A 26,679-nucleotide genomic window follows, 5' to 3' on the forward strand; every position below is an offset into this window, starting at 1 on the left:
GCCGCGCTCCGCAGGCTGCGCTCGCAATGACGGAGCCTGAAAAACGTACTGTCGACCAATCGAAAAATCCAACAATCGATCAATCTACAATCTTATACGATTCTATCCGCACATTTTTGCTTACCAGGTCAAGGCGGGCTTTATTGTGGTTTTTGCTCATTACTACTTTGTAACGGCCGTTGAGCATTGCGATTTTCGATTTTATTTCGATGGAATCTACCTTGCCTTCTGTAAGTTGTACCCACTGCGCATGGTGGTCTTTTTCAAACAGTGCCGAACCGTTAAACCAGGCCTCGCTGGGGCGCGAACGGAACCCAAAGTTTGACGAGCACAGTTTGGGCATAATATCTTTACCGTCGACTGACATTTGTTTTATGGTATAAGTGCCGTCGAGTATTGAACTTTCATATTTTTCGCACGCACTTAAGGCAAGCAGCAGGGCTATGCACAAAAGGCGTAAGGCTTTTATTATATATTTTGGCTTTTGCATAGTATAGTAGTTTAATAGACTAAAAAGAACCTTAAATTTACTGTGTTTTTTGTAAACCCCTGTAACGTTACTGTTTTTTCTGCTGTGGTTTTTTCACAATAAAGCTGTAAATTTGTTACACACGAAACAATGTTAGTAGTATGACCTTCACGGCAATAGATTTTGAAACGGCTACCGGCCATGCGCACAGTGCGTGTGCTGTGGGTATTGTTACGGTGGAGGATGGCCTGATTACCGAAGAATACCACACCCTGATTCAGCCGCCCGATAACGAGTACTGGTACCGCAATATTATGGTGCACGGCATTAAGCCTGCCGATACGTTAGAAGTGCCTACGTTTGATGTGCTGTTCCCCGAAATACAAAAGCGGTTGTTTGGCCGTAAGATTGTGGCGCATAACGAATCGTTTGACCGTAATGTGCTGGCTAAGACCATGCGCTGGTATGGGCTGTATTATGACGAGCTTGAACTTGCCGACCGTTGGGAATGCACTGTTAAAATATACCGTGCAAAGGGCTATCCCAAAGCCAACCTTAAATATTGCAGCGACCGCAACGGCATTGCCCTTAACCACCACGAAGCCCTCAGCGATGCCCGTGCCTGTGCCAAGCTGTATTTGCTTAGCGATGGGCAATTGAGGCTTAAAGTGTAGTTTAGTCGATTGTTGGATTTTTGGATGGTTCGATTATTCGATTGTTGGATTATTCGAGAGGACGTGCTTCGACTCCCGATAGCTATGGGAACAGCGTGACAGGCCTGAGTCTGTACCACTAGTGTGGGTTGAATCAGTCAGCCTGAGCTTGTTGAAGGTCTCTTTTATAGCAGAGTGGCATTCCCCTCCCCCGGAGGGGTGGCGAAGCCGGGGTGGGCTTCTTTCTAAAAAAGCATTTTGTTATCATTNGCGGTGCTTCTTTTCAATTTAATAAAAACCACCCCGCCCTACGGGCGCCCCTCCGGAGGAGGGGAATGCCAATAGCTTCCTATATCCTGTCGAACAATCGAACCATCCAAAAATCGAACCATCCAAAAATCGAACCATCCAACAATCGAAAAGGACTATTCCTCCCCCAACAACACCCCCGATACATTCCATGCGCTGAAGTTAGTACCCTCTGGTGCGCCTTGTGGTATGGTAACGGTTAGGGTATGGGTGCCGGCTTTAAGGTTGCCCAGGTCGATAAACTCGGCATTGGTAACGGTACCGGGGCACCAGTTAGAACGGCTGTAGTCGCTTGATGAAAGGCCATTTTCAAAATTACCGCTGGCGGGGTTGTACAGGCGGTAGGTGCCGCAGTCCTGCCTCCAAGGTACAAAGGCAAAGGCAAGCTTTCCGTCGAGGGTAATAGTGTTCTTTTTGGGCAGGTATTCGTCGCCGTTTTCCCAGCCGCCGTGCCCGGTGGTAATGTAGCGCAGGCGGGCGTTCTTCACATCCTTATCAAGGGTAAAAGTTACTTCCAATCCTTTTGGCGAACTAAACATGGTGCTGTAGCCCTGCCCGGCCATTTCCATAACGTTTACGGTATTAAACAGCGGCAACACCAGGTTGGCCTTGTTGTACTGGATTTCATCGTTATGGTGGGTAATATTAAGGCTTATTTTGTGCCCGCCTTTATCGTAATTGCCAATAAACACACCCACCCACAGTTCTTTCCCGCTAAAGGCCGGTGCCAGTTCGCTCACATCCTGGCGGTACGGTACAGCCTCCTGCCAAACCTTGTCTTTAAGCTGCAGGGTGTTGTACTGCTTTACGCCAAAAGGGGTAAAAAAGCGCATCAGCTCTATGATTGGGGTAAAGCCAGTGGTGCGCACCACGCCGGGGTAGGTGCTGCCGTTACCGTTGTTGTAGGCGGGCAGGATAGCGGCGCCGTTCTTGAGTCCGTCAAGGAACGACTGCTTTTGATCTTCGGGTATAAGGAACACGGTGCCGGTACGGTCGTAAGCATCGCCGTTAGACTGTTCGGTAAGGTCTATGAACACCTGGCTGCGGGGCTTTACCTCTGGGAATTTTATTTTGCGCAGGGCAATGGTGCCGTTGGCAAAGCGCAGTATGCTATCGTTAGATTTTGATGCATCAGAAAAGTTAATAATCTCATCTTTAAAAACGGGTATGGTGGTAAAGCGTGATTTCCAGATCAGGTCGCGGTAGGTAAGCATATCCAGCATTTTCTGGTTGGGCAGCAGTACATCAAGGTAGGCTGAAACATCTTTCTCCTTCTTAACCTCGGTGGCCAGTACCTCAAAGTTGCCGTTGCGCACGGTTTGCAGCACCAGGCCCAGTTCCTGCCCTAAAACTGACGGGGCACCTTTAAGCCCAAGGTCATTGGTATACCAAATCTCAATGGTATTGCTGTTGATGATGGTTTTGGCTTTGTGGCAGGTGTAGCCCAGTATTTTTTTTGTATCAGGCAGCAGCTCAAAAGTCTGGCGCTTCAGCGAAAGCGAGTCTTTGGTAGCCAGCATATACTCGTTATTTAAAACGGCCAGCTGGATATAAGTACTGTCGGCGTGGTTAACCAGGGTGCTTTCCGTTGGGCTTGGCATGGGGCGCTGGCTTGCTTTTTTAGACGTTACAAACGTTTGCCTGGCATCGCTATAAATAATTATGGGGTTATCAGGCTCCTGGATTGAGCCAAGGTACGAACGCTTATAGGTAACTTTAACGGCATTTGGTTTTTTTTGGGCTGCGGCAAAAAGGGGCAGCAGCAGGAGCAGGTAAAAAAGATTTTTCATACTACAAATATAAAGGATGTGATTTTTTGAATTGCGCTGATGGCATATTTAATATTTCACACCGTAAACGATTAAAAATCGAACGGCAAAACTGCCAATACTTTTTATGTGCAAAATAGCGTAACTCAAACTCCGAAAGTGAAATATTAAACATGTCTTTTTTTATATGTTGCTTATTTTTAATTGATTAGCTTTTTGATCAATTTTGCTGTTTTTTACGTTTTCCTACAATTTTCCGGTGTGAAAAATTGGCGCGAATATTAATCGCATTTTTGTACATTAGTGGGCTAAACCAACCCGATGAAAGAGGATTTTCTGCACCATGTGTGGCAATTTAAAAAGTTCAACCAGCTGAACCTTAATACTGTGCAGGGCGAGGCGTTGCAGGTTATCCATCCCGGGCAGTATTTGCAGCTGGCAGGGCCTGACTTTTTTAATGCGCAAATAATTGTAGGAAAACAAAAGTGGGCAGGCAACGTGGAAATACACCTTAAATCATCTGACTGTTACCTGCACAATCATGAAACCGACCCTAATTATGACAGTGTAATCTTATACGTGGTTTGGGAATATGACACCGAAGTGCTACGCAAAGATGGTAGTGAAATACCGGTTTTAGTGCTTAAAAATCAGGTAGATAGCGTGCTTGTTGCAAACTATAATGTGCTGGCTGCGGCCAAAACATGGATAAATTGTGAGAAGGAATTGGCTGGCCTTGAGGCTTTTACTGTAAACAACTGGAAAGAACGGCTTTTCCTGGAACGGTTGGAGCGCAAAGCATTGCCCATCATGCAGTTAGCTAATAATTTAGGTGGCGACTGGGAAGCGGTTTTGTGCTGTTTCCTGGCTAAAAATTTTGGACTGAATACCAATGGGCCGTCGTTTTTTGAGGTGGTTAAGTCGTTGCCATTCAGTGTGATAAGAAAGGAAAGCTTTGAGCCTGAGAACATTGAGGCATTGCTTTTTGGCCGTGCCGGATTGCTGGCCGGTGATTTTGAAGACCTGTATGCCAGGGACTTACAGCAGCGCTATGCCTACATTATGCACAAGCACAGGCTTGAAAACGAGTATGTTACACCGGTAGAGTTTTTCCGTCACCGGCCTGATAACTTCCCTACCATACGCCTGAGCCAGTTTGGGCAGTTGTATCATAGCCGTCAAAATCTGTTTTCTAAAGTAATAGAAACCAGTGATTTAAAAGCTGTTTACGATGTGTTTGATGTTCAGGCGGCACCGTATTGGGCTACCCATTACCGCTTTGATAAAGAAAGCCCGAAGAAGCGGAAGGCGCTGTCGAAATCGTTTATGGACCTGCTGATTATCAATACTATAGTACCGTTTAAGTTTGCCTATGCCAAAGCCACAGGTAAGGAGATAACTGAAGAATTACTGGCCCTGATGCAGCTCTTAGCCCCTGAAAATAATACAGTTATGGATAAGTTTAAGCACTTTAAGATGCCTGTGGAAAATGCTTATGACAGCCAGGCGCTCTTACAGCTTAAAAATGAGTACTGCAACCATAAACGCTGTATGCAATGTGCTATTGGCCTCGAAATTTTGAAGCGATGATATTTTATTATATCTTTGATTTTCAGGTTTGAGGGAGCAACTTTAAACCTTAAACTTTAAACCTGAAACAAACAATGTCTTTAGTAACAAACATACGCCATTTCTTTGAACGTCACGGGTTTGCGGTGGCATCGCGCGTGGCCGATAAGCTGGGGATGCGTGCTACAAACGTGCGCCTTTTCTTTATTTACATATCATTTGTAACGGCCGGTTTGTGGTTTGCTGTATATATAACACTGGCTTTTTGGCTGAGGCTCAAGGATATGGTGTACACAAAGCGCAGTTCGGTTTTTGATTTGTAACGGTATTGGCCTCCTCATGAAATCACCTCACTTTTACCGGTATTCCAAGAGCCAGCGCACAGGTATTGTAGCGCTTTTTTTGGTTGTAATACTCATACAATTAGGGTATTATCTCATTACTTCGGGTGCAGGTGCTGCTACAACAAATGTTTTTGATGCCGAAAAACAATGGCTTGCGCACCAAGATAAAATTGATGCCCTCAAAGCTAAAAATCGCACTAAGGGAGATACAATTTATCCGTTTAATCCTAATTATATTACTGATTACAAGGGATATACCCTGGGTATGAGCACTACCGAAATTGACAGGCTTTTGGCCTATAGAAAATCGGGTAAGTGGGTTAACTCGGCTACTGATTTTAAGGTGGTTACAGGTGTTTCTGATAGTCTTTTGAGAAAAATAGCACCTTATTTTAAATTTCCTGATTGGGTAGAAAAGCAGGGGCAGGATGTGGCTAAAACAGATGTTGCTGATTATGAGTTGACTAAAAGTAATAAAGGTGTCATAGAGTCTTTTAATCCTAACTTTATAAGTGAACAAAAAGGCCGTGAACTGGGCATGACAAAGGAACAGGTAAACCGCCTTAAAGCGTATAGGGATTCGGGTAAATGGATTAATACTGTGGCTGATTTTAAGCAGGTTACCGGGGTTTCTGATGGCCTTCTGAACAAAATATCTCCCTATTTTAAATTTCCTGACTGGGTTGTAAGGAAGTATCAGAATGGTGGCTATCAGCCAACTAAAAAGAAATCTGAGCCCACCGGTCCGCCAAAGGATATCAATGAAGCCCTTGAGGAAGATTTAACCGAAATATATGGGGTTGGGCCTAATACCGCTAAAAAGATATTACGCCGCCGTGCTGCACTTGGTGCTTTTGTGAGCATGGAACAAATGGCTGATTTTGAAGGATTTTCTGCCAAAGCTATAGCCGGTTTGCAAAAAGGTTTTAACGTAGGTACTAACCCGGATGTTACTAAAGTTAATGTAAATACAGGTACTTTAGAGCAGCTTGCTCGCTTCCCTTATTTTAATGAGGAAATCGCCCGGGCTATCATTAAACAGCGTAATACAAAAGGTAAAATTCGGAACTTTGAAGATTTATTAAAAATAAACGATATTTTTACATTAAAATCAAAAATAATTAGCTTATATTTGGAATACTAAAATTTAAAGCTAAAATGCAAACCGTTTTTGAGAATAATGATACCCAGGCTATGATAGCCGAATCAATCAGGGAGTTTGCTGCCCTGAATATTGCACCTAATATTATGGAGTGGGATGAGGCCCAGCACTTTCCGGTTGAATTGTTCAAACAGCTGGGCGATATGGGCTACATGGGCGTTTTGGTTCCTGAAGAATATGGTGGTGCCGGCCTTGGCTATCATGAATACATAACTGTTATTGAAGAAATTTCGAAGGTAGATCCATCGATAGGGTTATCTGTTGCGGCACATAACTCTTTGTGTACGAATCATATATTAATGTTTGGTAATGAAGAGCAAAAACGCAGGTGGCTGCCCAGGCTGGCTACTGCCGAGTTTATTGGTGCATGGGGCTTAACAGAGCACAATACCGGTAGTGATGCCGGGGGCATGAATACTACTGCCGTAATAGACGGCGACCACTGGATTGTAAACGGAGCAAAAAACTTTATAACCCACGCAAAATCAGGCGATGTAGCCGTTGTTATTGTGCGTACCGGTGAGAAAGGTGACAGCCGTGGCATGACTGCCTTTGTATTTGAAAAAGGCATGCCAGGCTTTAGTAGTGGTAAAAAAGAGAACAAGCTGGGAATGAGGGCCAGTGAAACGGCAGAGCTGGTATTTGACAACTGCAGAATTCCGGATGCTAACCGACTTGGCGAGGTAGGAGAGGGCTTTATACAGGCCATGAAGATACTGGATGGAGGCAGGATTTCTATTGGTGCGCTATCGTTAGGTATAGCTAAAGGCGCTTATGAGGCTGCACTTAAGTACAGCAAAGAACGTTACCAGTTTGGACAGCCTATAAGTAATTTCCAGGGAATTGCTTTTAAACTGGCTGATATGGCCACTGAAATTGAGGCTTCGGAACTGTTGCTGCATAAGGCGGCTCACCTTAAAAACAACCACAAACCGGTTACTACAGCGGGTGCTATGGCCAAGATGTATGCCAGCGAAGTATGCGTAAAAGTGGCCAATGAAGCGGTGCAGATTCACGGTGGATATGGTTATACAAAAGACTTTCCGGTTGAGAAGTTTTACAGGGATTCTAAGTTGTGTACTATTGGCGAAGGTACCACCGAGATACAAAAGCTTGTAATATCGCGTAACATCTTGAAAGACTAATATTTAATAATTGAATGCAACTGTAAAGGCTTCCTGTTAAGGGAAGTCTTTTTTGTTTTAAAACTTTTCAACACTATAACGTTGTAGTTGTGTTTTGGGTGTTAATTCAATATTTTGTGATGCAGTATTTTATAAATTAGGTAATAACCAAACCTTTTATCTATGAAATACATAATTACAACAGCGGCGCTCGCTATGCTATTTTGGGGCTGCTCTAATGAGGCCGATGTAGACGAAAAACAAATGCTAAACCGTCAGGAAACCGGCCAAAGCCAGTACAGTAATCAGCGGTCTATAGGCACTAAGGTAATGATGCAGGCTTTTTACTGGGACTGCCCCGGTGGTGGCACCTGGTGGAATACCGTTAGCGGCAAGGTGCCTTCGTGGGCATCGGCAGGTATAGATGCAATTTGGCTGCCGCCTGCAACAAAAGGCCAAAGCGGCGGATATTCAATGGGTTATGACCCGTTTGATTATTTTGATTTTGGTAGTTATAACCAGATGGGCAGTACCGAAACCCGTTTTGGTTCACTGTCTGAAATCCAGTCGCTTATTACCACGGCACACAACAGCGACCTGAGCGTAATTGCCGATATTGTAGTAAACCACTGTAGTGGCGGTGCTTCACAATACAACCCTTACACCGGTGCCAACACGTGGACTGATTTCCAGCCGGCATCGGGCATGTTTGCACGGTCTTATAATGATTTTCATCCTAATGATATCCATGCCAGCGATGCCGGTACCTTTGGTGGTTTCCCGGACCTTTGCCATGATAAAACCTGGGTGCAGGACTGGATGTATAACAATACCAACTCTATAGCTAAGTACTATAAGAATACTATGGGCTTTGATGGCTGGCGCTTTGATATGGTTAAAGGCTTTGAACCCTGGGTGGTTAAAAACTTTAAAAATGCAGTGGGAGGCTTTTCTGTAGGTGAATATTGGGACGGCAACGCGGCAACCCTTGAATGGTGGGCTAACCAGGCCGAAGCCAGTGCTTTTGACTTTGCGTGCTACTACAAAATGCGTGATGCCTTTAATAATAACGACCTCACGCAGCTTAATGGCGACATGCTGCTAAAGCGTAACCCTATGCGATCGGTAACGTTTGTAACCAACCACGATACTAATGAGATATATAACAACAAGTTACTGGCGTATGCCTATATACTTACACATGAGGGATATCCGTGTATTTTTTACAGGGATTATGAGGAATGGCTGGATAAAAACAAGCTCAACAACCTGATCTGGATACATAATAATAATGCAAGTGGCAACACTACCTATTTATATGCTGATAATGATGAGTATGTGGCGCGCCGCAATGGTTCGCCGGGACTTATAGTATACATTAATAATAGCGACAGCTGGCAGGAGCGCTGGGTAGATACAAACTGGAACAATACTGTTATTAAAGACTACACCGGGCATTCTAACTGGGAGCCTACTACTCAGGGCGATAGCTGGGTTAAAATACAGGCGCCACCGCACAGTTATACTGTATGGTCAACAAAATAAAAATTTATTTGGCTGGTATAGAAATAATTTTATAAGTTTGCAGCCTTAATGAGAGGAGGTGTCAAGCTATGTTAATTATACCTATTAAAGACGGAGAAAATATCGACAGGGCGCTAAAGCGTTACAAACGTAAATTCGACAAGACCGGCGTTGTTCGTCAGCTAAGGAGCCGTCAGGCTTTCACGAAGCCATCTGTAAGCAGAAGGGCTGAGATTCAAAAAGCAGCTTATGTACAAGGTCTTAGAAACGCTGTAGAAATCTAATACTTTTGTATTTAAAATACATAAACCGTTAGCCGCAAAAGCTTAATTTTGCTGTTAACGGTTTTTTTTATGGTTGAAAGTAAACAGGCATATCGCGATTATTTATCTAAGGAGAAAAATTATTCCCCGCTCACTGTCAGGGCTTATCTTGATGATGTTGCTGCTTTTGAGCAGTTTATACAGCAGGATGATGCCGGCGCGCTACTTGAGGAAGTGGTGTATGCGCAGGTTAGGGGGTGGGTAATACTTTTGGTAGATAATGGTGTTGCTAACAAGTCGGTTAACCGTAAAATGTCTTCCTTAAAATCATTCTACAGGTTTTTGTTAAAGGCAGGGGTAATTGAAGTTAGCCCCATGCAAAAACACAAATCACTAAAAACAGAGAAAAAAGTGCAGATTCCTTTTAGTGAAAAGGAATTGGCTGATGTAGTCGATTTTAATGCTTATCCTGATGATTTTGAGGGTGTTCGTAATCGCTTAATTATAGAGTTGTTTTATGCTACCGGTATGCGCCGGGCTGAACTTATTGGTCTTAAGGTGTCTTCTTATGATGTTTCTAATGCTGCAATAAAGGTTTTGGGTAAGCGCAATAAAGAGCGTATAGTGCCGGTGTTGCCGGTAACAGCTGGTTTATTGGCGCAGTATCTTAATAAAAGGGCAGGGCTTGAAAATATAGTGGATCGCGATATGTTAATTTTGACTTCGGGTGGAAAAAAAGTAAGCGAATCTTTTGTGTACAGGTTAATAAATCGTTACTTTAGTGTTGTCTCCGCTAAGGTAAAAAAGAGCCCGCACGTACTAAGGCATACTTTTGCAACGCACCTTTTAAACAACGGGGCCGATTTAAATTCAGTAAAGGAATTATTAGGGCACGCAAGTTTATCATCTACACAAATATATACCCATAGCAGTCTTGCTCAGTTAAAGGAGGTGTATAAGGATGCTCATCCGCGAAACCGAAATGGTTCCTGATTGTTCAACCACAAATTTGTTTTTATTATGAAAGTGAATGTTCATGCAGTTAACTTTACAGTTGACAGGAAATTGGTTAGCTATGTACAAGGCAGGTTAGATAAGCTTGATAAGTATTATGACAAGGTTGTTTTTTCGGACGTATTTTTTAAGGTTGATAATAATAACCTGAAACAAAATAAGATAGCAGAGATTAAAATTAATGTGCCGGGAGATGAGTTTGTTGTAAAAAAACAATGTAAGAGTTTTGAGGAGGCAGTTGAGCTTGCGGCAGATAGCATGGAGCGTTTACTAATGAAAAGAAAGCAAAAAATCAGGGCACATTCTTAAGATTAAAAATTTTTAAGAAAATGTTTTGATTAAAAGATAAATTATATACATTTGCAGTCCGTTAGAAATAGCGGGCTTTTTTATTGAGTTTGCCGGTGTAGCTCAGCTGGCTAGAGCAGCTGATTTGTAATCAGCAGGTCGTGGGTTCGAGTCCCTCTATCGGCTCAAGAAAATGTTTTTTGAAATACAAAATGTAAGGCGGGGAGATACTCAAGCGGCCAACGAGGACGGACTGTAAATCCGTTGGTTACACCTTCGCAGGTTCGAATCCTGCTCTCCCCACAAAATTTTATTTTGACGATTGAATTATTAGTTTTAATTTCGCGCGGCTTTAAAGCTAAAAACTGTGTTAAAGTAAATTAAGATTGCCGGTGTAGCTCAGGGGTAGAGTGCTTCCTTGGTAAGGAAGAGGTCACGGGTTCAAATCCCGTCATTGGCTCAACGTTTAGAAGAATTTGAACACTAATTATAAACTAAGATTAAATTATTAAATCATGGCAAAGGAAACTTTTGATAGGTCAAAGCCGCACCTTAACATAGGTACTATCGGGCACGTTGACCACGGTAAGACAACTTTGACTGCTGCTATTACTAAAGTTCTAGCTGATGCAGGTCTTTCTGAAGCTAAATCATTCGATCAGATTGACAATGCTCCTGAAGAAAAAGAAAGGGGTATTACTATTAATACTTCACACGTAGAATATGCTACAGCTAACCGTCACTATGCTCACGTTGACTGTCCAGGTCACGCTGACTACGTTAAGAACATGGTTACTGGTGCTGCCCAGATGGACGGTGCTATCCTTGTTGTTGCTGCTACAGACGGTCCTATGCCACAAACTCGTGAGCACATCCTTCTAGGTCGCCAGGTAGGTGTGCCTCGTATGGTTGTTTTCATGAACAAAGTTGACATGGTTGATGATGCTGAGCTTCTTGAGCTTGTTGAAATGGAAATTCGTGACCTTCTTTCATTCTATCAGTATGATGGTGATAATGGTCCTGTTATCCAGGGTTCTGCTCTTGGTGCACTTAACGGTGAGCCAAAATGGGTTGATACTGTAATGCAACTTATGGATGCTGTTGACAACTGGATCGAACTTCCTGTTCGTGACGTTGAAAAACCATTCCTAATGCCGGTTGAAGACGTGTTTACAATTACAGGTCGTGGTACTGTTGCTACTGGCCGTATTGAAACAGGTGTTGCTAACACTGGTGATCCGGTTGAAATCATTGGTATGGGTGCTGAAAAACTTACATCTACTATTACAGGTGTTGAGATGTTCCGTAAAATCCTTGACCGTGGTGAAGCTGGTGACAACGTAGGTCTGCTTCTACGTGGTATCGATAAAGCTGATATCCGTCGTGGTATGGTTATCATTAAGCCAGGATCTGTTAAGCCTCACGCTCACTTCAAAGCTGAAGTTTATATCCTTAAGAAAGAAGAAGGTGGACGTCACACTCCATTCCACAATAACTACCGCCCTCAGTTCTACGTTCGTACAACTGACGTAACTGGTACTATTTCTCTTCCTGCTGGTGTTGAGATGGTTATGCCAGGTGATAACCTTACAATTGAGGTTACGCTTCTTAGCCCAATCGCTCTAAGTGTAGGTCTTCGTTTCGCTATCCGCGAAGGTGGTCGTACAGTAGGTGCTGGTCAGGTAACTGAAATTCTTGACTAATTATTTTTAAATATATAAAAGCCAGTCCGTTGCTTCGGTATCGGCTGGCTTTTAAACAAACGGGTGTAGTTCAAGGGTAGAATAGCGGTCTCCAAAACCGTTGATGGGGGTTCGAATCCCTCCACCCGTGCTTAAAACAGAAAGAAAATGGCAAAGATTACTAATTATATATCAGATGCATTTACTGAGCTGAAAGACAATGTAACGTGGCCTGAGTGGGCAGAAGTGCAGCGCCTTACCATTATTGTAGCTGTTTTTTCGGTAATATTTGCCCTGGTTACTTTTGGAGTTGATAAAGGCTTTGAAGTTATTGTAGCTAAAATATATACATTACTAAAAGGTTAATTTTATTACGATGACTGATAACAATGTCAAAAAGTGGTATGTAGTTAGAGCGGTAAGCGGTCAGGAAAATAAAGTTAAAAACTATATCGAGACTGAAATAAGCAAAGCCGGACTTTCTGACTATGTATCTCAGGTGCTTGTGCCTACTGAAAAAGTGGTGCAGGTAAGAGATGGAAAAAAAATAAGTAAAGACAGGGTATACTTTCCTGGTTATGTAATGCTTGAGGCTAACCTAACCGGAGAGGTTCCGCATATTATAAAGTCTATAACCGGTGTTATAGGCTTCCTTGGTGAAACCAAAGGCGGAGACGCGGTTCCATTAAGGCTTACTGAAGTAAACAGGATGCTTGGTAAGGTTGATGAGCTTTCGGTTAAAACAGATAACGTTTCTATACCATTTACAATTGGTGAAACAGTTAAGGTAATCGATGGTCCGTTTAACGGATTTAATGGCTCTGTTGAAAAAGTTAATGAAGAGAAGCGTAAGCTTGAGGTTATGGTGAAAATCTTCGGAAGGAAGACGCCGCTTGAGTTGAGCTTTATGCAGGTTGAAAAAGTATAATTTTAGTTACACATATTATAAATCACTTCTTCGCTTCCAATTGGAGAAAGTGCTAAATCTTTAAAGAAATGGCTAAAGAAATTAGTAAAGTAGTTAAACTACAAGTTAAGGGAGGTGCTGCGAACCCGTCGCCACCGGTTGGACCTGCTTTGGGAGCTGCTGGCGTTAATATCATGGAGTTCTGTAAGCAGTTTAATGCTAGGACTCAGGATAAGCCCGGCAAAGTATTACCGGTACAAATTACCGTGTATAAAGACAAATCGTTTGAATTTGTTGTAAAAACTCCACCGGCTGCAATACAGCTTATGGATGCTGCCAAAATCAAGTCAGGTTCAGGTCAACCAAACCGTAAGAAAGTAGCAAGCGTTACTTGGGATCAGATCAGGGCTATTGCAGAAGACAAAATGGCTGACCTAAATGCTTTCACTATTGAGAAAGCTATGAGCATGGTTGCCGGTACTGCAAGGTCTATGGGTATAACTGTATCAGGAACAGCTCCTTTTTAATCGTTTAAAAGACAAGAGAAAATGGCAAAATTGACAAAAAAACAAAAAGACGCTGCTTCTAAAATTGAGAAGAACAAGCTGTACTCTCTGAAAGATGCTTCTGCATTAATCAAGACGGTTGCTTCTGCTAAATTTGATGAATCAGTAGATATCTCGGTTCGCCTGGGTGTAGATCCTCGTAAAGCTAACCAGATGGTAAGGGGTGTAGTAACACTTCCTCATGGTACAGGTAAAGATGTAAGGGTTCTTGCTCTTGTTACTCCTGATAAAGAAGCTGAAGCTAAAGCTGCCGGTGCAGACTTTGTAGGTTTAGATGACTATCTTCAAAAAATTAAAGACGGCTGGACAGATGTAGATGTAATTATTACTGTACCTGCAGTTATGGGTAAGCTTGGTCCTCTTGGTAGGATTCTTGGTCCTCGTGGCCTTATGCCAAACCCTAAAACCGGTACTGTAACAATGGAAGTTGGTAAAGCTGTTCAGGAAGTTAAAGCGGGTAAAATTGACTTTAAAGTTGATAAAACCGGTATAGTACACGCTGGTATCGGCAGGGTATCTTTTGATGCTGACAAAATTGCTGAGAACGCTCACGAAATTATCCAAACATTAATCAAATTAAAACCAGTTGCGGCTAAAGGTACTTATATTAAGGGTATCCACATATCAAGCACCATGAGCCCTGCTATTGCTTTAGATCCTAAAGCGGTATAATTGGTAGTTAAAGAATATTTATTATGACTAAAGAGCAAAAATCAAAAGTTATTGAAGATTTAACTGCACAGCTTGCCGCGTCGAATGTTGTTTACATTGCCGATATATCAGGACTGAATGCAGAAACTACTTCAAACCTTAGGAGGGCTTGTTTCAAAGAAGGTATTAAACTAGAGGTTGTAAAAAACACCCTGCTTGAAAAAGCAATGGAGAATGTTGAAAACAACTACAGCGACCTTCCTTCAATCCTTAAAGGTAATACTGCTATACTTATTGCAGAGAACGGTAACGCTCCTGCTAAAGTTATCAAGGAATTCCGCAAAAAATCTGATAAGCCTGTACTTAAGGGTGCTTACATCCATGAGGCTGTATTTATTGGAGACAACCAGCTTGATGCCCTTGTATCACTTAAATCTAAAGAAGAAGTTATCGGCGAAATCATCGGTATTCTTCAGTCTCCTGCTAAGAATGTTATTTCTGCCCTTAAATCAGGCGGTAGCACTATTGCAGGCCTTGTTAAAACGTTATCTGAAAGGTAACAACCACCGCGAGAACGCATTTATAAATTATATATTACAAACTATTTAAAACGATAGAAAAATGGCAGATTTGAAACAATTCGCAGAACAACTAGTTAACCTTACAGTTAAAGAGGTTAATGAACTTGCTACAATACTTAAAGAAGAATATGGCATTGAGCCTGCAGCTGCTGCTGTAGCTTTCGCTGGCCCTGCTGCTGGTGGTGATGCTCCTGCTGCTGAAGAGCAAACTGAATTTACTGTAGTTCTTAAAGACGCTGGTGCTTCTAAGCTTGGTGTTGTTAAGGCTGTAAAAGAGCTTACTGGCCTAGGTCTTAAAGAAGCTAAAGACCTTGTAGACGGTGCTCCTGCTAACGTAAAAGAAGGTGTTTCTAAAGATGAGGCTGAAGGCCTTAAGAAAGCTCTAGAAGAAGCTGGTGCAGTAGTTGAGCTTAAATAAGCTTACATCGGTATAAAACCTTAGGTTTAGGCCTTGAGAAGAACTCTCAAAGGCCTAAACCATTTTTCGTATAATAACATTTTATACGCGCTTATTAGAATTACTTTAATCATAATTTTGTCCATTGATGATAACAAATCAGACTGAAAGATTAAATTTTGCCTCTACAAAAAACATCCCAAGTTATCCTGATTTCCTTGATATCCAGATAAAATCGTTCAGGGATTTCTTCCAACTGGAAACCAAATCGGATGAAAGGGGCAACGAAGGTCTTTATAACACCTTCATGGAAAACTTTCCGATTACTGATACCCGCAATCAGTTTGTGCTGGAGTTCCTTGATTATTTTGTTGATCCACCACGTTATACAATTGAGGAGTGTATAGACAGGGGCCTTACATACAGCGTGCCGCTAAAAGCCAGGCTAAAGCTTTATTGTACCGACCCTGAGCATGAAGATTTTGAAACAATTGTACAGGATGTGTATTTGGGTACTATCCCTTATATGACTCCAAGCGGTACATTTGTTATCAACGGGGCAGAGCGTGTAGTTGTATCGCAGCTTCACCGTTCTCCCGGTGTATTCTTTGGCCAGTCGTTCCACGCTAACGGAACAAAACTTTACTCTGCAAGGGTAATTCCTTTTAAAGGTTCATGGATTGAATTTGCTACAGACATTAACAATGTTATGTATGCTTATATCGACAGGAAGAAAAAACTTCCGGTAACCACCCTTTTCCGTGCCATTGGCTTTGAAAGGGATAAGGATATCCTTGAAATATTTGACCTGGCTGAAGAAATCAAGGTTTCTAAAACAGGGCTTAAAAAATATATAGGCAGGAGGCTTGCCGCACGTGTGCTTAATACATGGCATGAAGATTTCGTAGATGAAGATACGGGAGAAGTTGTGTCTATTGAGCGTAACGAGATTATATTAGACCGTGATACCCTTATCGATAAAGATAACGTTGAGGAAATCATTGATTCTAACGTAAAAACAATCTTGTTGCACAAAGAGGATAATAATCAGGCAGATTATACCATTATCCACAACACGCTGCAAAAAGACCCTACAAACTCTGAAAAAGAAGCCGTAGAGCACATCTACCGTCAGCTGCGTAATGCAGAACCACCTGATGAGGAGACTGCACGTGGCATTATAGATAAACTGTTCTTCTCAGACCAGCGCTACAACCTTGGTGATGTAGGCCGTTACAGGATGAACAAAAAACTTAACCTTGACATCCCTATGGATAAGCAGGTGCTTACCAAAGAGGATATCATAACTATTGTTAAGTACCTTATTGAGCTTATAAACTCTAAGGCAGAGATTGATGATATTGACCACCTTTCTAACCGTCGTGTACGTACGGTAGGTGAGCAGCTTTCGGCACAGTTTGGTGTAGGTCTTGCCCGTATGGCCAGGACTATCCGCGAGCGTATGAACGTAAGGGATAACGAGGTGTTTACACCTATCGACCTTATTAACGCTAAGACTTTGTCGTCTGTTATCAACTCGTTCTTTGGTACTAACCAGCTTTCTCAGTTCATGGACCAAACCAATCCACTTGCTGAGATTACCCACAAGCGCAGGCTGTCTGCACTTGGACCGGGTGGTCTTTCAAGGGAAAGGGCAGGTTTTGAGGTGCGAGACGTTCACTATACACACTATGGCCGTCTTTGTCCTATCGAAACGCCTGAAGGTCCGAACATTGGTCTAATCTCATCTCTTGGTGTATATGCCAAAGTAAACGGGATGGGCTTTATCGAAACGCCTTACCGCAAGGTAACCGATGGTAAAGTAGACCTTGTTAACGAGCCGGTTTACCTAAGCGCCGAAGAAGAAGAAGGCAAGATGATTGCACAGGCTAACACTGAAATGGATGATAATGGTACCATTACTACAGACAGGGTTATTGTGCGTGAGGAAGGCGACTTCCCGGTTGTAGACCCATCGGCAGTACATTATACTGACGTTGCGCCTAACCAGATTGCCTCTATCTCTGCATCGCTTATTCCGTTCCTTGAGCACGATGACGCCAACCGCGCGCTGATGGGCTCTAACATGATGCGCCAGGCCGTACCGTTGTTACGTCCTGATTCGCCAATTGTAGGTACGGGCCTTGAGCGCCAGGTAGCTTCAGACTCTCGTGTACTTATTAACGCCGAAGGCCATGGTACTGTAGAGTATGTAGATGCTAACGAGATTACTATTAAATATGACAGGACCGACCGCGAGCGTAGCGTAAGCTTTGATCCGGACGAGAAAACATACCGGCTTATCAAGTTCCGTAAAACGAACCAGAGCACAAGCATTAACCTTAAGCCTATCGTAAGGAAAGGCGACAGGGTAGTGCCGGGCCAGGTTTTATGTGAAGGCTATGCTACACAAAACGGTGAACTTGCCCTTGGCCGTAACCTTCAGGTAGCGTTCATGCCATGGAAAGGTTATAACTTTGAGGATGCTATCGTTATTTCTGAAAAGGTAGTGCGTGATGATATCTTCACGTCTATCCACGTAGACGATTATTCTCTTGAAGTAAGGGATACCAAACTGGGTAACGAAGAACTTACCAACGATATACCTAACGTATCTGAAGAGGCTACTAAAGACCTTGATGAGAACGGTATGATCAGGATTGGTGCCGAGGTTAAGCCTGGCGATATCCTTATTGGTAAGATTACCCCTAAAGGTGAAAGCGACCCAACCCCTGAAGAAAAACTGCTTCGCGCCATCTTTGGCGACAAGGCAGGTGATGTTAAAGATGCTTCACTAAAAGCGTCTCCGTCACTTCACGGTGTGGTACTTGATAAAAAACTTTTTGCACGTGCGGTTAAAGATAAGCGCAAGCGTACTAAAGATAAAGATGATTTGACCAAGCTTGAAATGGACTTTGAAGTGAAGTTCAACGAGCTTAAAGACAGGCTTATTGAAAAGCTGTTTGAAATTGTAAACGGTAAAACATCTCAGGGTGTAATGAACGACCTTGGCGAAGAAGTACTTCCAAAAGGTAAGAAGTATACCCAGAAGATGCTGTATGCAGTTGAAGATTTTGCACACCTTACAAAAGGCCAGTGGACAACGGATGACGAAACCAATGCTATGGTTAACGACCTTATCCACAACTATAAAATTAAGCTTAACGACCTTCAGGGTGCGCTAAGGAGGGAGAAATTCACAATTACTGTGGGTGATGAACTGCCAAGCGGTATCCTTAAGCTTGCTAAAGTGTACATTGCCAAGAAGCGTAAGCTTAAGGTGGGTGATAAAATGGCAGGACGCCACGGTAACAAAGGTATTGTTGCCAAGATTGTTCGCCAGGAAGACATGCCTTTCCTTGAAGATGGTACACCTGTAGATATCGTTCTTAACCCGCTGGGCGTACCATCGCGTATGAACATTGGGCAGATATATGAAACCGTTCTTGGATGGGCAGGCCTTAAACTGGGCAGGAAGTATGCAACGCCAATTTTTGATGGTGCATCTTTAGACCAGATTAATGCCCTTACAGATGAAGCCGGTATACCGCGTTTTGGCCACACTTATCTATATGATGGTGGTACAGGAGAGCGTTTCCACCAGGCTGCAACTGTAGGTGTTATTTACATGCTTAAACTTGGGCATATGGTTGACGATAAAATGCACGCGCGTTCTATTGGTCCATACTCGCTTATTACGCAACAGCCACTTGGTGGTAAGGCACAGTTTGGAGGCCAGCGTTTTGGTGAGATGGAGGTGTGGGCTCTTGAAGCCTACGGCGCGTCGAGCACGCTTCGTGAAATCCTGACTGTTAAATCGGATGACGTAATCGGTAGGGCTAAAACTTACGAGTCAATCGTTAAGGGTGAAACCATGCCGGAGCCGGGCTTGCCAGAATCGTTCAATGTATTAATGCATGAACTAAAAGGCCTTGGCTTAGACATCAGGTTAGAAGAATAATTTCCTAAACGGGAATGGTGCCCATGGTGCCATTCCCTTTCTATACTTTTTAATAAAATTGATAGATTGATATCATGACAAAATTAAAAGATAAAAACACCGTAAAAAGGTTCAACCAGATTTCAATAGGCCTTGCATCGCCTGAGTCTATCCTGGCTGAATCAAGGGGCGAGGTTTTAAAACCTGAAACCATTAACTATCGTACCCACAAACCGGAAAGGGACGGCCTTTTTTGCGAGCGTATTTTTGGTCCTGTAAAGGATTTTGAATGTGCTTGTGGTAAATACAAAAGGATTCGTTACAAGGGAATTGTTTGTGACCGATGCGGTGTTGAAGTTACCGAGAAAAAAGTGCGTCGCGACAGGGTGGGCCACATTAACCTTGTGGTGCCTATTGCGCATATATGGTATTTCCGTTCATTACCTAATAAAATAGGTTACCTTCTTGGCCTGCCTTCTAAAAAGCTGGACATGATTATATACTATGAAAGGTATGTAGTTATACAGCCGGGTATTGCCAAAGGGCCGGATGGAGAAACACTTAATGCACTTGACTTCCTTACAGAAGAAGAGTACATAAACATTGCAGACAGCCTGCCGGCTGACAACCAGTATCTTGATGATCTTGACCCTAACAAGTTTGTGGCCAAGATGGGTGCTGAGTGTATTATGGACCTGCTTGCAAGGATAGACCTTGATGCATTGTCTTATAAACTGCGCCACAGTGCAAATACAGAAACCTCTAAACAGCGTAAGACGGAAGCCCTTAAAAGGCTACAGGTTGTAGAATCATTCCGTGAGAGTAACCTTAACAGGGAAAACCGCCCTGAGTGGATGATACTTAAAGTTATACCTGTTATCCCGCCAGAGCTTCGCCCTCTTGTGCCGCTTGATGGTGGACGTTTTGCAACATCAGACCTTAACGACCTTTATCGTAGGGTAATTATCCGTAACAACCGTCTTAAGAGGTTGATGGAAATTAAAGCCCCGGAGGTAATCCTTCGTAACGAAAAGCGTATGCTTCAGGAATCTGTAGACTCGCTGTTTGACAACACAAGGAAAGCATCTGCCGTTAAGACTGAATCTAACAGGCCGCTTAAATCACTTTCTGACTCACTTAAAGGTAAACAGGGACGTTTCCGTCAAAACCTTCTTGGTAAGCGTGTTGACTATTCTGCACGTTCGGTAATTGTTGTTGGCCCTGAAATGAGGCTTTATGAGTGTGGCCTTCCGAAAGATATGGCTGCCGAGCTTTACAAACCGTTTGTTATCCGTAAGCTTATAGAGCGCGGTATTGTTAAAACGGTTAAGTCGGCCAAAAAGATAATAGATAAGAAAGAGCCCGTAGTATGGGATATCCTTGAAAATGTAATTAAAGGACACCCGGTACTGCTAAACAGGGCCCCAACCCTTCACAGGCTTGGTATACAGGCATTCCAGCCTAAACTTATTGAAGGTAAGGCAATCCAGTTGCACCCGCTTGTATGTACGGCGTTTAACGCTGACTTTGACGGTGACCAGATGGCGGTACACCTTCCGCTTGGCCCGGAGGCTATTCTTGAGGCGCAGCTGCTTATGCTTGCGTCGCACAATATCCTTAACCCGGCTAACGGTGCACCGGTTACCGTTCCTTCTCAGGACATGGTACTGGGTCTTTACTATATGACTAAAGAGCGTCTTTCTACAGAAACGCTTACTATTAAAGGTGAAGGCCTTACATTCTACTCTGCTGAAGAAGTTAACATTGCACTTAACGAAAACAGGCTTGAACTAAACGCCCGTGTTAAGATTCGTGCAAAAGACTTTAATGAAAACGGCGAGCTTGTTTGGAAAATTATCCAGACTACAGCCGGTAGGGTACTGTTTAACGAGGTGGTGCCGGAAGAGGCAGGCTATATTAACGAAATCCTTACCAAAAAATCGCTTAGGGATATTATTGGTAAAATTCTTAGCCTGACAGACGTGCCTACAACGGCTGCGTTCCTTGACAACATGAAAGACATGGGCTACAAATTTGCCTTCAGGGGTGGTTTGTCATTCAGCCTTGGTGATATTATTATCCCTCCGCGCAAGCAGGAACTGATTGCTGAAGCTAATGAGCAGGTTGAAGGTATTACCATGAACTATAACATGGGTCTTATTACCAACAACGAGCGCTACAACCAGGTAATTGACGTGTGGACATCTACTAACGCATTGCTTACTGAGCTTGCCATGAAAAACATCCGCGAAGACCAGCAGGGCTTCAACTCGGTGTACATGATGCTTGACTCAGGGGCGAGGGGTAGTAAAGAACAAATACGCCAGCTTACAGGTATGCGTGGTTTGATGGCTAAGCCTAAAAAATCAACTGCCGGTGGTGGTGAAATTATCGAGAACCCGATTCTTTCTAACTTTAAGGAAGGCCTTTCGATTCTTGAATACTTCATTTCTACGCACGGTGCCCGTAAAGGTCTTGCGGATACGGCTCTTAAAACGGCTGACGCGGGTTACCTTACAAGGAGGCTTGTAGACGTATCTCAGGATGTTATTGTAAACTCTGTTGACTGTGGTACTCTTAGGGGTATTGAGGTTAAAGCACTTAAAAATAACGAAGAGATTGTTGAAACGCTTGGCGAAAGGATATTAGGCCGTGTGGCACTGCAAAATGTAGTTAACCCGCTTACTAATGAAATTCTGGTAGCTGCCGGTGAGCAAATTAAAGAAGCCGAAGTAAGGCTTATAAATGCTGCTCCTATAGAAAGTGTAGAAGTACGTTCGCCACTTACTTGTGAGGCTACTAAGGGTATTTGTGCCAAATGTTATGGCCGTAGCCTTGCAACTGGCCAGATGACGCAAAAAGGTGAGGCTGTAGGTGTTATTGCTGCACAGTCTATTGGTGAGCCTGGTACACAGCTTACACTACGTACATTCCACGTTGGTGGTGTTGCGGGTGGTATGTCTGAAGAATCAAGCATCATTACACGTTTTGCAGGCCGTCTTGAAATAGAAGACCTTAAAACCGTTAAAGGTGAAAACAACGAAGGCGAGCAGGTAGATATCGTGATTTCACGTTCTACAGAGCTTAAACTTGTTGACCTTAATACCGGTATAGTTCTAAATACACACAACATTCCTTACGGTTCAAGCATCTTTGTAAAAGATGGCGATACTGTAGATAAAGGAGCTGTAATATGTAAGTGGGACCCGTATAACGGTGTAATTATATCTGAGTTTACCGGTAAGGTAGCTTATGAAGACATCGAGCAGGGCCAGTCATTCATTGTTGAAATTGACGAACAGACAGGCTTCCAGGAGAAAGTAATTTCTGAAGCAAGGAATAAAAAACTTATCCCTACGCTTCTTATATATGGTAACGATGGCGAGCTTATCCGTTCTTACAACCTTCCGGTGGGTGCCCACCTTATGGTAGATAACGGCGAGAAAATTAAGGCTGGTAAAGTACTTGTTAAGATACCAAGGCGTTCGTCTAAAGCGGGCGATATTACGGGTGGTCTTCCAAGGATTACCGAACTTCTTGAAGCACGTAACCCAAGTAACCCTGCCGTGGTTTCTGAAATTGACGGTGTGGTATCATTTGGTAAAATCAAGAGGGGTAACCGCGAGATTGTGATTGAGTCTAAATTTGGCGAAATCAAAAAATACCTTGTGAAGCTTTCTAACCAGATACTGGTACAGGAAAATGACTTTGTTAAGGCCGGTATGCCACTTTCTGACGGTGCTATTACTCCAGAGGATATCCTTAGGATTCAGGGGCCAAGTGCAGTACAACAGTACCTTGTTAATGAAATCCAGGAGGTTTACCGCCTTCAGGGTGTAAAAATTAACGACAAGCACTTTGAAGTTGTTATCCGCCAGATGATGCGTAAAGTAAGAATTGAAGATCCGGGAGATACCCTGTTCCTTGAAGACCAGCTTGCGCACACCGCTGACTTTATTGTAGAGAACGACAAGCTTTATGGTATGAAAGTGGTTGAAGATGCAGGAGACTCTCAAAACCTTAAAGCCGGCCAGATTATTACGCCGCGCCAGCTAAGGGATGAGAACTCTATCCTTAAGCGTAATGACCAGAACCTTGTTGTAGCCAGGGACGTTGTTCCTGCAACGGCTACACCGGTACTACAGGGTATTACAAGGGCATCGCTTCAAACCAAGTCGTTTATCTCGGCTGCATCGTTCCAGGAAACTACAAAAGTACTGAACGAAGCTGCTGTAGCAGGTAAGGTTGACGGCCTTGAAGGACTTAAAGAGAACGTAATTGTGGGCCACAGGATACCTGCAGGTACAGGTATGAGGGACTATGATAACACTATCGTGGGTTCTAAAGAAGAGTACAATGAGCTTTTAACTCCTAAAGAGGAATATAACTACTAATAACAATGAGTGATAACAAGCAACAACAGGGCCAGTTAAACATTGAGCTTGATGAAAAAACGGCAGAGGGTACATATTGTAACCTTGCCATTATAAACCATTCGGCATCAGAGTTTGTGGTAGACTTTGTGGGCATTATGCCCGGAGTACCTAAAGCGAAAGTTAAATCACGCATTGTGTTAACGCCCCAGCATGCTAAGCGCCTGCTGAAGGCTTTAGGCGAGAACATCCACCGTTTTGAAACTGCCCACGGCGTTATAAGCGATACGGATCACCCGCAAGTTCCATTGAGTTTTGGTCCTGCAGGACAGGCTTAAGAATATGAAACCCCGCTGAAAAGCGGGGTTTTTTGTTGTAAATAACTTTAGGAGTACAGCCTTTAGTGGTCGCTCAAAAAATCTTATCTTTGAGTTTCCATTAAAAACAGCAATTTACTTACAATGTCCAGTATTATCCAGCTTCTTCCAGACCACGTTGCCAACCAGATAGCCGCCGGAGAGGTGGTGCAAAGGCCGGCCTCGGTAGTTAAGGAATTGCTCGAAAATTCGGTCGATGCCGGCAGTACTGAGATAAAACTGATTGTAAAGGATGCCGGTAAAACCCTAATTCAGGTTATAGACAACGGCAAGGGCATGAGCGTTACCGATGCACGTCTGTGCTTTGAGCGCCATGCTACCAGTAAAATTCGCCATGCTGAGGATTTATTCGCGCTGCACACCAAAGGTTTTAGGGGAGAGGCGCTGGCCTCCATTGCCGCTATTGCCCATGTAGAGCTTAAAACCCGCCAGGAGCAGGACGAACTGGGCACACACTTGGTTATAGAGGGCAGTAAATTTACCAGCCAGGATGTTGCTGTATTGCCCCGAGGTACCTCATTTGCCGTGAAAAACCTGTTCTTTAATATACCGGCACGCCGCAACTTTTTGAAAAGTGATACGGTAGAGTTTCGCCATGTAATAGACGAGTTTGAGCGTGTTGCTATGGCGCACCATAATATAGGCTTTATACTGTATCACAACGGTAGTGAAATGTTTAACCTGCCTGCCGGAAACCAGCGCCAGCGCATAGTAAACATCTTTGGCGGTCGCACTAACGAAAAACTGGTTCCCGTTAAGGAAAGCACTGAGATAGTAGAAATTACCGGGTTTGTTACTAAGCCGGAGTTTGCCAAGAAAAACAAGGGCGAGCAGTTCTTTTTTGTGAACGACCGTTTTATAAAAAGCGGCTACCTGCACCATGCCGTTATGGCGGCTTATGAAGGCTTGCTGAAAGACGGTTGCCAGCCTGGGTACTATCTGTATCTTGATGTACCGCCCAATACAATTGATATCAACATACATCCCACTAAGACCGAGATTAAGTTTGACGATGAGCATGCCTTGTATGCCATTCTGCGCAGTACCATAAAACACAGCCTAGGCCAGTTTAATATTGCCCCGGTACTTGATTTTGATCGTGATGCCAATCTTGATACACCTTACAGCTACGAAGGCAAGGAAGCTTCTATCCCTATGGTGGAAGTTGACCGTAATTACAACCCGTTTGCTGCCGAAGATCCGGTTAAAAGCGCAGCCTCCCGTTCGTTTTCATCATCATCTTCATTTAGCGGAGTGCCGGCTTTTAAAAAAGACCGACAGCCTTCATGGGAAAGCCTGTACATAGTTACCAGCCCGGCGCAGGAGGAGATTGCCGAGATCAACTTTGAGTCGGAAGAAGTTACCGGTTCGCTTTTTAATGATAGCGAAGTTGAACAGGCAGTATATAAAACCTACCAGATTCACAAGAAGTATATTGTGAGCCCTATAAAATCGGGCATGGTGATTATAGACCAAAAAAGGGCGCACCAACGTGTGTTGTATGAACAATTTCTTAAGAACATAACCGTACAGCATGCCGCCAGCCAGCAGTTGCTTTTTCCGCTTGTGCTGCACTACAACCAGCAGGAGCTTGCAATTATTACCGATACTAAAGAGGCCCTTGAAAACACGGGGTTTGTATTTGCCGAAATAAACAACGACCATATTGTAGTGAATGGCCTGCCTGTAAATGTGGCAGAAAGCGAGGTGTCAATCTTGCTGGAAGAACTGCTGAATGACCTGCAACAGGAGGTGCCGGACAGTAGTTTTAGCCAAACCGACAGCATTGCCAAATCTATGGCACGGAGTTTGGCGGTAAAAACAGGTACACAACTTACCGAAAAGGAGCAGGAAACCATGGTTAACGCCCTTTTTGCCTGTAAAGAGCCCGATGTATCGCCATTTAATAAGCCTACGTTTATTACCATAAGCGTAGAAGACCTTGATAAACGTTTTGCTATATGATGCAGGTTACCGAAACTGTTAAGCAGTTAATTATTATAAATATCATATTCTTTGTGGGCACCATTTTTTTGGGTGGCCCGGCCATAGAATATCTTGCACTCCATTTTCCTGCAGGGCCTGATTTTAAGGTGTGGCAGCCCCTTACCTATATGTTTATGCACGGCGGTATTATGCATATTCTTTTCAATATGCTGGCACTGGCCATGTTTGGCAGCCTGCTCGAATATATGTGGGGAACAAAAAAGTTTTTATTCTTTTATTTTTCCTGTGGGGTAGGCGCCGCCGCATTTCACCTGGGTATTGATTATATTTTGTACCAGGATGTAATGGGCACCCTTACGCAGGCAGGATTTAATAAAGCAGACATCATTGCATTGGCATCCCAGGATAAATACAACCCGGAATGGATGGAATATATTACTGAGAGGCAATATTTCAATTTTCTTCATGCTTTAAACGGCACTATGCTTGGGGCATCGGGGGTAATGTACGGTGTTATGGTGGCTTTTGCCTGCCTGTTTCCTAATAATGATATCAGGCTGCTTTTTATACCCATCCCTATTAAGGCTAAATACTTTCTTCCGGGTATGTTGTGCCTCGACCTGTATTTAGGCTTAAAAGGCCAGTCTTTTTTTGGAGGCAGGTGGAGCGATGGTGTGGCGCATTTTGCCCACCTGGGTGGCGCTTTAATAGGCTTTATAATGATGTGGAACTGGAGTAAGGGTAATTTTAACCACAATCGCTGGAATTAA

The 26,679-nt window shown here is 43.4% G+C and carries 23 protein-coding genes and 4 tRNA genes; 25 read left to right on the top strand and 2 right to left on the bottom strand.

All coding sequences use genetic code 11. The annotated features are described in order from the left end of the window. Positions 1 to 79 precede the first annotated feature (79 nt). Positions 80 to 490 (bottom strand): hypothetical protein, encoded by a 411-nt coding sequence (locus AM279_RS18865; RefSeq protein WP_054409602.1) that lies wholly within the window; start codon positions 488 to 490, stop codon positions 80 to 82. 140 nt (positions 491 to 630) lie between these two features. Here AM279_RS18865 and AM279_RS18870 point away from each other — a divergent pair, with 140 nt between their 5' ends. Next, complete coding sequence (locus AM279_RS18870; RefSeq protein ID WP_054409603.1) at positions 631 to 1,143, top strand: 3'-5' exonuclease; 513 nt, start codon at positions 631 to 633, stop codon at positions 1,141 to 1,143. 404 nt (positions 1,144 to 1,547) lie between these two features. Here the strand turns inward: AM279_RS18870 and AM279_RS18875 are convergent, their stop codons facing one another. Then, positions 1,548 to 3,221, bottom strand: coding sequence for a PNGase F N-terminal domain-containing protein (locus tag AM279_RS18875; protein ID WP_054409604.1), 1,674 nt, complete (start codon positions 3,219 to 3,221; stop codon positions 1,548 to 1,550). Between the two features lie 300 nt (positions 3,222 to 3,521). Between AM279_RS18875 and AM279_RS18880 the strand changes: the two genes are divergently transcribed. From AM279_RS18880 to AM279_RS18995, 24 genes are all read left to right on the top strand, one after another. Then, positions 3,522 to 4,790, top strand: coding sequence for a DUF2851 family protein (locus AM279_RS18880; RefSeq protein ID WP_054409605.1), 1,269 nt, complete (start codon positions 3,522 to 3,524; stop codon positions 4,788 to 4,790). Between the two features lie 74 nt (positions 4,791 to 4,864). Then, on the top strand, positions 4,865 to 5,092 hold the full coding sequence (locus AM279_RS18885) for a PspC family transcriptional regulator (protein ID WP_054409606.1): 228 nt from the start codon (positions 4,865 to 4,867) through the stop codon (positions 5,090 to 5,092). Positions 5,093 to 5,108: 16 nt separating this feature from the next. After that, entirely contained in the window at positions 5,109 to 6,257 is a 1,149-nt protein-coding gene (locus tag AM279_RS18890; protein ID WP_054409607.1) for a ComEA family DNA-binding protein, read from the top strand. Positions 6,258 to 6,271: 14 nt separating this feature from the next. Next, positions 6,272 to 7,420, top strand: a complete 1,149-nt coding sequence (locus AM279_RS18895; RefSeq protein ID WP_054409608.1) for an acyl-CoA dehydrogenase family protein — start codon at positions 6,272 to 6,274, stop codon at positions 7,418 to 7,420. 162 nt (positions 7,421 to 7,582) lie between these two features. After that, complete coding sequence (locus AM279_RS18900) at positions 7,583 to 8,944, top strand: alpha-amylase (protein ID WP_054409609.1); 1,362 nt, start codon at positions 7,583 to 7,585, stop codon at positions 8,942 to 8,944. A gap of 68 nt (positions 8,945 to 9,012) precedes the next feature. Then, positions 9,013 to 9,207 carry a 30S ribosomal protein S21 gene (rpsU, locus tag AM279_RS18905; protein WP_054409610.1) on the top strand — a complete coding sequence of 65 codons (195 nt, stop codon included), beginning with the start codon at positions 9,013 to 9,015 and terminating at the stop codon, positions 9,205 to 9,207. A gap of 69 nt (positions 9,208 to 9,276) precedes the next feature. Beyond that, positions 9,277 to 10,179, top strand: coding sequence for a tyrosine-type recombinase/integrase (locus AM279_RS18910; protein WP_054409611.1), 903 nt, complete (start codon positions 9,277 to 9,279; stop codon positions 10,177 to 10,179). A gap of 27 nt (positions 10,180 to 10,206) precedes the next feature. Next, complete coding sequence (hpf, locus tag AM279_RS18915; protein WP_054409612.1) at positions 10,207 to 10,509, top strand: ribosome hibernation-promoting factor, HPF/YfiA family; 303 nt, start codon at positions 10,207 to 10,209, stop codon at positions 10,507 to 10,509. Positions 10,510 to 10,600: 91 nt separating this feature from the next. Then, positions 10,601 to 10,674, top strand: a tRNA-Thr gene (locus AM279_RS18920). A 35-nt stretch (positions 10,675 to 10,709) separates the two neighbouring features. Next, a tRNA-Tyr gene (locus AM279_RS18925) sits at positions 10,710 to 10,791 on the top strand. 85 nt (positions 10,792 to 10,876) lie between these two features. After that, positions 10,877 to 10,948: transfer RNA gene (locus AM279_RS18930), tRNA-Thr, on the top strand. Positions 10,949 to 11,003: 55 nt separating this feature from the next. Continuing rightward, the gene (tuf, locus tag AM279_RS18935) at positions 11,004 to 12,191 is read left to right on the top strand and encodes an elongation factor Tu (protein WP_054409613.1); all 1,188 of its coding nucleotides are present in this window, start codon (positions 11,004 to 11,006) and stop codon (positions 12,189 to 12,191) included. Between the two features lie 59 nt (positions 12,192 to 12,250). After that, positions 12,251 to 12,321, top strand: a tRNA-Trp gene (locus AM279_RS18940). A gap of 17 nt (positions 12,322 to 12,338) precedes the next feature. Further along, entirely contained in the window at positions 12,339 to 12,536 is a 198-nt protein-coding gene (gene secE / locus AM279_RS18945; protein WP_054409614.1) for a preprotein translocase subunit SecE, read from the top strand. A 10-nt stretch (positions 12,537 to 12,546) separates the two neighbouring features. After that, complete coding sequence (gene nusG, locus AM279_RS18950) at positions 12,547 to 13,098, top strand: transcription termination/antitermination protein NusG (RefSeq protein ID WP_054409615.1); 552 nt, start codon at positions 12,547 to 12,549, stop codon at positions 13,096 to 13,098. A gap of 68 nt (positions 13,099 to 13,166) precedes the next feature. Then, on the top strand, positions 13,167 to 13,604 hold the full coding sequence (gene rplK / locus AM279_RS18955) for a 50S ribosomal protein L11 (protein ID WP_054409616.1): 438 nt from the start codon (positions 13,167 to 13,169) through the stop codon (positions 13,602 to 13,604). Positions 13,605 to 13,625: 21 nt separating this feature from the next. Further along, entirely contained in the window at positions 13,626 to 14,315 is a 690-nt protein-coding gene (rplA, locus tag AM279_RS18960) for a 50S ribosomal protein L1 (RefSeq protein WP_054409617.1), read from the top strand. Positions 14,316 to 14,338: 23 nt separating this feature from the next. After that, a complete protein-coding gene (gene rplJ / locus AM279_RS18965; RefSeq protein ID WP_054409618.1) occupies positions 14,339 to 14,854 on the top strand; it encodes a 50S ribosomal protein L10 in 516 nt (171 codons plus the stop codon). A gap of 61 nt (positions 14,855 to 14,915) precedes the next feature. Next, a complete protein-coding gene (gene rplL, locus AM279_RS18970; RefSeq protein ID WP_054409619.1) occupies positions 14,916 to 15,293 on the top strand; it encodes a 50S ribosomal protein L7/L12 in 378 nt (125 codons plus the stop codon). Positions 15,294 to 15,420: 127 nt separating this feature from the next. Continuing rightward, the gene (gene rpoB / locus AM279_RS18975; RefSeq protein WP_054409620.1) at positions 15,421 to 19,233 is read left to right on the top strand and encodes a DNA-directed RNA polymerase subunit beta; all 3,813 of its coding nucleotides are present in this window, start codon (positions 15,421 to 15,423) and stop codon (positions 19,231 to 19,233) included. Positions 19,234 to 19,307: 74 nt separating this feature from the next. Next, the gene (gene rpoC, locus AM279_RS18980; RefSeq protein ID WP_054409621.1) at positions 19,308 to 23,606 is read left to right on the top strand and encodes a DNA-directed RNA polymerase subunit beta'; all 4,299 of its coding nucleotides are present in this window, start codon (positions 19,308 to 19,310) and stop codon (positions 23,604 to 23,606) included. A 5-nt stretch (positions 23,607 to 23,611) separates the two neighbouring features. Then, positions 23,612 to 23,923, top strand: coding sequence for a DUF3467 domain-containing protein (locus tag AM279_RS18985; protein ID WP_054409622.1), 312 nt, complete (start codon positions 23,612 to 23,614; stop codon positions 23,921 to 23,923). Between the two features lie 123 nt (positions 23,924 to 24,046). After that, positions 24,047 to 25,927 carry a DNA mismatch repair endonuclease MutL gene (mutL, locus tag AM279_RS18990; RefSeq protein ID WP_054409623.1) on the top strand — a complete coding sequence of 627 codons (1,881 nt, stop codon included), beginning with the start codon at positions 24,047 to 24,049 and terminating at the stop codon, positions 25,925 to 25,927. After that, entirely contained in the window at positions 25,924 to 26,679 is a 756-nt protein-coding gene (locus tag AM279_RS18995; RefSeq protein ID WP_143090319.1) for a rhomboid family intramembrane serine protease, read from the top strand. The genes mutL and AM279_RS18995 overlap by 4 nt, the downstream gene beginning before the upstream one ends.

The organism is Flavobacterium akiainvivens (assembly GCF_001278115.1).
In the GTDB taxonomy this organism is placed as follows: domain Bacteria; phylum Bacteroidota; class Bacteroidia; order Flavobacteriales; family Flavobacteriaceae; genus Flavobacterium; species Flavobacterium akiainvivens.

What these genes read in the sequence shown, in the direction of transcription:
- AM279_RS18865 (WP_054409602.1), bottom strand. Translation starts at nt 490, where the DNA reads ATGCAAAAGCCAAAATATATAATAAAAGCCTTACGCCTTTTGTGCATA.
- AM279_RS18870 (WP_054409603.1), top strand. Translation starts at nt 631, where the DNA reads ATGACCTTCACGGCAATAGATTTTGAAACGGCTACCGGCCATGCGCAC.
- AM279_RS18875 (WP_054409604.1), bottom strand. Translation starts at nt 3,221, where the DNA reads ATGAAAAATCTTTTTTACCTGCTCCTGCTGCTGCCCCTTTTTGCCGCA.
- AM279_RS18880 (WP_054409605.1), top strand. Translation starts at nt 3,522, where the DNA reads ATGAAAGAGGATTTTCTGCACCATGTGTGGCAATTTAAAAAGTTCAAC.
- AM279_RS18885 (WP_054409606.1), top strand. Translation starts at nt 4,865, where the DNA reads ATGTCTTTAGTAACAAACATACGCCATTTCTTTGAACGTCACGGGTTT.
- AM279_RS18890 (WP_054409607.1), top strand. Translation starts at nt 5,109, where the DNA reads ATGAAATCACCTCACTTTTACCGGTATTCCAAGAGCCAGCGCACAGGT.
- AM279_RS18895 (WP_054409608.1), top strand. Translation starts at nt 6,272, where the DNA reads ATGCAAACCGTTTTTGAGAATAATGATACCCAGGCTATGATAGCCGAA.
- AM279_RS18900 (WP_054409609.1), top strand. Translation starts at nt 7,583, where the DNA reads ATGAAATACATAATTACAACAGCGGCGCTCGCTATGCTATTTTGGGGC.
- rpsU (WP_054409610.1), top strand. Translation starts at nt 9,013, where the DNA reads ATGTTAATTATACCTATTAAAGACGGAGAAAATATCGACAGGGCGCTA.
- AM279_RS18910 (WP_054409611.1), top strand. Translation starts at nt 9,277, where the DNA reads ATGGTTGAAAGTAAACAGGCATATCGCGATTATTTATCTAAGGAGAAA.
- hpf (WP_054409612.1), top strand. Translation starts at nt 10,207, where the DNA reads ATGAAAGTGAATGTTCATGCAGTTAACTTTACAGTTGACAGGAAATTG.
- tuf (WP_054409613.1), top strand. Translation starts at nt 11,004, where the DNA reads ATGGCAAAGGAAACTTTTGATAGGTCAAAGCCGCACCTTAACATAGGT.
- secE (WP_054409614.1), top strand. Translation starts at nt 12,339, where the DNA reads ATGGCAAAGATTACTAATTATATATCAGATGCATTTACTGAGCTGAAA.
- nusG (WP_054409615.1), top strand. Translation starts at nt 12,547, where the DNA reads ATGACTGATAACAATGTCAAAAAGTGGTATGTAGTTAGAGCGGTAAGC.
- rplK (WP_054409616.1), top strand. Translation starts at nt 13,167, where the DNA reads ATGGCTAAAGAAATTAGTAAAGTAGTTAAACTACAAGTTAAGGGAGGT.
- rplA (WP_054409617.1), top strand. Translation starts at nt 13,626, where the DNA reads ATGGCAAAATTGACAAAAAAACAAAAAGACGCTGCTTCTAAAATTGAG.
- rplJ (WP_054409618.1), top strand. Translation starts at nt 14,339, where the DNA reads ATGACTAAAGAGCAAAAATCAAAAGTTATTGAAGATTTAACTGCACAG.
- rplL (WP_054409619.1), top strand. Translation starts at nt 14,916, where the DNA reads ATGGCAGATTTGAAACAATTCGCAGAACAACTAGTTAACCTTACAGTT.
- rpoB (WP_054409620.1), top strand. Translation starts at nt 15,421, where the DNA reads ATGATAACAAATCAGACTGAAAGATTAAATTTTGCCTCTACAAAAAAC.
- rpoC (WP_054409621.1), top strand. Translation starts at nt 19,308, where the DNA reads ATGACAAAATTAAAAGATAAAAACACCGTAAAAAGGTTCAACCAGATT.
- AM279_RS18985 (WP_054409622.1), top strand. Translation starts at nt 23,612, where the DNA reads ATGAGTGATAACAAGCAACAACAGGGCCAGTTAAACATTGAGCTTGAT.
- mutL (WP_054409623.1), top strand. Translation starts at nt 24,047, where the DNA reads ATGTCCAGTATTATCCAGCTTCTTCCAGACCACGTTGCCAACCAGATA.
- AM279_RS18995 (WP_143090319.1), top strand. Translation starts at nt 25,924, where the DNA reads ATGATGCAGGTTACCGAAACTGTTAAGCAGTTAATTATTATAAATATC.